Origin of the sequence: Paenarthrobacter sp. PPS72 (genome assembly GCF_048537125.1) — a bacterium.
GTDB lineage: Bacteria > Actinomycetota > Actinomycetes > Actinomycetales > Micrococcaceae > Arthrobacter > Arthrobacter nitroguajacolicus_E.
Window position 1 is genome coordinate 1 of the sequence record NZ_JBLYIE010000010.1, and the last position, 3,894, is coordinate 3,894.

A 3,894-nucleotide genomic window follows, 5' to 3' on the forward strand; every position below is an offset into this window, starting at 1 on the left:
AATAGTTTCGATCCGCAAGGTTGAGACGAGTTATCTCATCCACTTCTACTCGTCCCACTCGACTGGCAGCGGGACGTGTTGAAGTGGGACGAGTAGCACTACGGCTAGATTTATGGCGTGAGTTCTATTGTTGAAGAAGCCATTGAGGTGCTTTATGCGGCGAAGGTTCCGTTGGCTCCTGGCTTATCGCCTTGGCAGATCGAGGATGTTGAAGAGCAGTTTTCGTTCGAGTTCAGTCCCGATCATGCGGGCTTGCTGAGTCTCGCGATGCCTATCGGCCCGAAATGGGTTGATTGGATGGGCGATCCGGCGGCGATTCAGAAGAGGCTCGACTGGCCACATGATGGGGTGTTGTTTGATGTTCGGGAGAATGCTTTTTGGCCCGAGGAGTGGGGTGACAGGCCCACTGACGTTGAGGTGGCCCTTGAAACGGCACGTGATCGCTTGCGCGCCGTCCCCGTCCTAATTCCGATCTATTCGCATCGTTTCATGCCAGCAGCTCCTGCGCGTGCCGGCAGCCCGGTCTTTTCCGTGCACCAAACAGACGTGGTCTATTACGGCAGTGATCTCGTCTCGTACTTCCAAAGCGAGTTCTTCAACATTCCTGACCGAAAATCACCGAACTATCGTGTCGATTTCTGGTCTGAGCTGGCGGAAGGCCAGTGGATCTAAGGCATCATCGCCCGGGCTGGAGTGATAGCTAGACGCTTGCGAGCCTATCGAGGCGATGTATTGGGCATAGTTCGCTGACGAGTCGATGGCGTGGCGTTCGATTGTGCTTGGAGAATATCCGAGGGCTTCGGCGATGATGGCCACGGGGGCGACTTTGGTGAGTTCGTGGAGGGTGCCGAGCCTGGCAGCTCGGCTGCTGAAGGCCGTGCTGAGCCGTTCGGTAAGGCTGGCGGCCCGGAGATGTTTACCTGGCGAGCCACCGCGGAAGACCCAGTTGCTGTTAGGGTGCGCGGCTGTCTGATCATGTGTCGGGGTGGCCGCCAACTCGCGCCAGGGTTCATCGAGCGGACTTGTGAGGGCTATCTCGACGGTTCCGAGGGTGATAGTGACTTCGTCTTCGGTGACCGTGACGTGGTTCCACGTGAGTTTGACGACGTCTGAGATCTGCTGACCGAAGACCAGGACGAGGATCGCGGCCGCACGGTCCCGTGGGCTCATTTCGGTTGTGTGGGTGAGGTTGTGGACGATTTGTTGTTGCGTGGCTGCATCGAGCCGGGGGCTGGTGCCACGGCGGTGGGCTTGCAGCTTCAGGGCCGGATCGATGAGGTTGGTTTTGGTTGCCCAGTCGAGGAAGCGTGATGCGATGCCTCTCGTGGTGGGGCCCTGAGCTTGCCAGCGATCCAAGTGTGCTTGGGTCATGGTCGCGAGATCGGTGTCGTGTTCGCTGAGCCAGTTGAGCAGTTCGATGGCGACGGTGACCGACTGTTTGGCTCTCAGGAAGGTGCCTTGGCTGACTTCGTCCATTTGGTTCATGCGGCGTTGGTGGTGCCAGCGGATGTAGCGGCGAATAATGTCCCGATGGTTCTGGGTCGTGACTTTGTCGATCGCCTGCCCGGCCCAGCTGGCGAATCGTGTGCTGAGCTCGTCACGGCGGGGCAGGACGTTGTGTTCCACGAGCAGACCGCGGACGTATTCGCGGGTTGTGGAGACGGGCAGCTGGTCGAGGCCGGCGTGGCTGATGTCGGGCGATCCCGCCAGTTCCCGGAGGAAGTCCGTGACGTGGGGCTGCTGGATCCAGGTGAGGCCGCTGTTGGCTCGTTTCATGGATTTCAGCGCTGTTGCGATGGCTTGGAGTTCGGGGGAGGGAGCCTGCTCTTCCGGTGTGAGGAGCCGATCGACTGTTGCTGCGAGAACGCATGCCCAGCAGCGGTTTCCTGAGTGGATTTCGTCTTCGTTGCCGCAGCCAATGCAGTCGATGTTGAGTTTGACACCGGAGCATCTGCGGCAAGCCGGGAGTGTGTTTACCCGGCCTGGCAGGACGCCTTCGTGGCCGCAGGCGCAGGTACCCCGGGTTCGTTTGGCTTGCTGGTAGCAGTAGCCGCAGATTCCGCTGTCGGGCCAGCGAACGACGATCTGGTGGTGTTCTGAGCAGCGTCCGCAGGGTTCGGGCCATTTCGCGGGGTCGCTGGGTTTCCGGGGTCTAGGCATCTTCATCCGGTGGCAAGACCCTGATCCGGCGTGCGACCGGGGCGCCTGGCTGGATTCCCAGGTCTTCTGGCCGCTTGGGGGCGTTGGCGGTCTTGGCCGCGCGCATCTGGACGTAGGGTTCGAACAGGTCGTTGGGTGTGCATTCGAGGATGTCGCAGAGCGCTGCAAAGGTCTGGGCGGGGATGCGTTCCGGTGTTCCCGTCACGAGCCGGTGGACCTGGGCGTTGGAGAGGTTGATGCCGCGGGCTTTGAGGAGGGGGAGAAGTTCGGTGGTTTTCCAGAGGTTTCGATGGGCCATCATCTGCCGAAGGTTCCATCGGTAGCCGATTCGTCGCTGCTCAGCCATGGGCCGTTCCCTTCGTCAGTACCGCTGCCGCGTAGCCGCTGAGCGATCATCTTTTGGATGGTCTTCTGTTTGAAGTCCGCCGACACGGAAGTATAGAGGGCCGTGGTCGATGAGTAGCTGTGACCGACCTGCTGCTGGATAAACAACGGATCGTAGCCGGCCTCGATCAGGTGGGTGACGTAGGAATGCCGCAAGGTGTGAAGGGACAGCTCCTCCGGCAATCCCGCGGTTTTCCTGATGCGTTGGAAGGCCCGGTCGAAGTTGCGGTAGACGGTGGAACCGGAGCGCTCCGAGGGCCACATGCTGGCTGAACGGTCCGCGGTGGCGAAGCGTTTTCGGCCGTCGGGGGAGAGCCAGTACTCCAACTGACCGACGACCCAATCGAACTCCGGGACGGTCAGTACGGTCCGGCGCCGGGGCCCTGAGCCTCTTGTTCCTTTGGCCCAACGCACCTGGACTGCACCGAACCGGCCGAACTGTTCAACGTGGGGGTTAGGGCCGAAGTCGACGTACTCGAGCATCGTCAGTTCCCGGCGGCGCAGCCCGTAAGCGTAGGCAACTTTGAACGCCGTCGAATCCCGCAACGCCGGCAACCAACCCTTGGAACGTTTGGCGAACTCCGTATCGACCACATCGTCAGCGACGTCGAAGAACGTTTGAAGCTCTGCCCGGGTGAAGGCCCTGCGGCGGGGCGGCATGGCATCGTCGGTGGTATGCCGCGGTGAATTCCACTCAAACACGACCTGCACCGGGATATCCGCGAACACTCGTTCGCAAAGGGCTGCCCACCCATAACGACCATCGGTCAGGTAAGCGCAGAACGCCTTGATCGCGCCCGCGTTGGACCGGAGCGTGGACAACGCCAGGCCGTTCTCTGAACTGCGCCGGTCCGCGAGGAAATCGTCCACGTGGTGCGCCGACCACGTCCACGGATACTCGTTCGCGTGGTCTTGGAACCGCTCAACGACGCTGCAGGAGCTCTTGATATACGCGGTCGAGAGTCCGCGTGCCAGCATCTGCGCCCTCCAACCATCAAGCATCGCCTCGAAAACCCGGTCTTCAGCCCGCAGCAGCTCAATGTTCTCAGTGTTCAGAAAGGCAGGAATCCGCCCAGGTTCGATGTTCACTGGTCAAACTCTACGCAAGAATCTCTCATTTAATGAGAGATAACGCCATTACTGCGCGCAATGACGCCGTCCGCGCGCCGATCATCATTCAATGGCGTCGTTAGCGGACCCGTCTCTGACGTGGGAAAACGCTCAAAGGCAGGTTTGGACGAGTTATCTCATGTACTTCTACTCGTCCCACTTGCTGTCTCTTATACACATCTCCGAGCCCACGAGACATTGATACTGATCTGGGGGGGGGGGGGTGGGGTTTGGGGGGGG

5 protein-coding genes are annotated in these 3,894 nt (G+C 60.4%); 2 read left to right on the forward strand and 3 right to left on the reverse strand.

The window, feature by feature from the left end; translation table 11 throughout:
• The first annotated feature begins 117 nt into the window (after positions 1-117).
• Positions 118-672 (forward strand): hypothetical protein, encoded by a 555-nt coding sequence (locus ACLRGI_RS05860; RefSeq protein ID WP_419200719.1) that lies wholly within the window; start codon positions 118-120, stop codon positions 670-672.
• Here the strand turns inward: ACLRGI_RS05860 and ACLRGI_RS05865 are convergent.
• Positions 616-1,776, reverse strand: coding sequence for a site-specific integrase (locus tag ACLRGI_RS05865; RefSeq protein WP_419200720.1), 1,161 nt, complete (start codon positions 1,774-1,776; stop codon positions 616-618). The two genes, ACLRGI_RS05860 and ACLRGI_RS05865, sit on opposite strands and share 57 nt — an antisense overlap.
• 114 nt (positions 1,777-1,890) lie before the next feature.
• Here ACLRGI_RS05865 and ACLRGI_RS05870 point away from each other — a divergent pair, with 114 nt between their 5' ends.
• On the forward strand, positions 1,891-2,100 hold the full coding sequence (locus ACLRGI_RS05870; protein ID WP_419200721.1) for a hypothetical protein: 210 nt from the start codon (positions 1,891-1,893) through the stop codon (positions 2,098-2,100).
• A gap of 52 nt (positions 2,101-2,152) precedes the next feature.
• Here the strand turns inward: ACLRGI_RS05870 and ACLRGI_RS05875 are convergent, their stop codons facing one another.
• Together ACLRGI_RS05875 and ACLRGI_RS05880 are read right to left on the reverse strand one after the other, a co-directional pair.
• On the reverse strand, positions 2,153-2,506 hold the full coding sequence (locus tag ACLRGI_RS05875) for a helix-turn-helix domain-containing protein (protein ID WP_419200722.1): 354 nt from the start codon (positions 2,504-2,506) through the stop codon (positions 2,153-2,155).
• Positions 2,458-3,633 (reverse strand): tyrosine-type recombinase/integrase, encoded by a 1,176-nt coding sequence (locus ACLRGI_RS05880; protein WP_419200723.1) that lies wholly within the window; start codon positions 3,631-3,633, stop codon positions 2,458-2,460. Before ACLRGI_RS05880 ends, ACLRGI_RS05875 begins: the two co-directional genes overlap by 49 nt.
• Positions 3,634-3,894 lie beyond the last annotated feature (261 nt).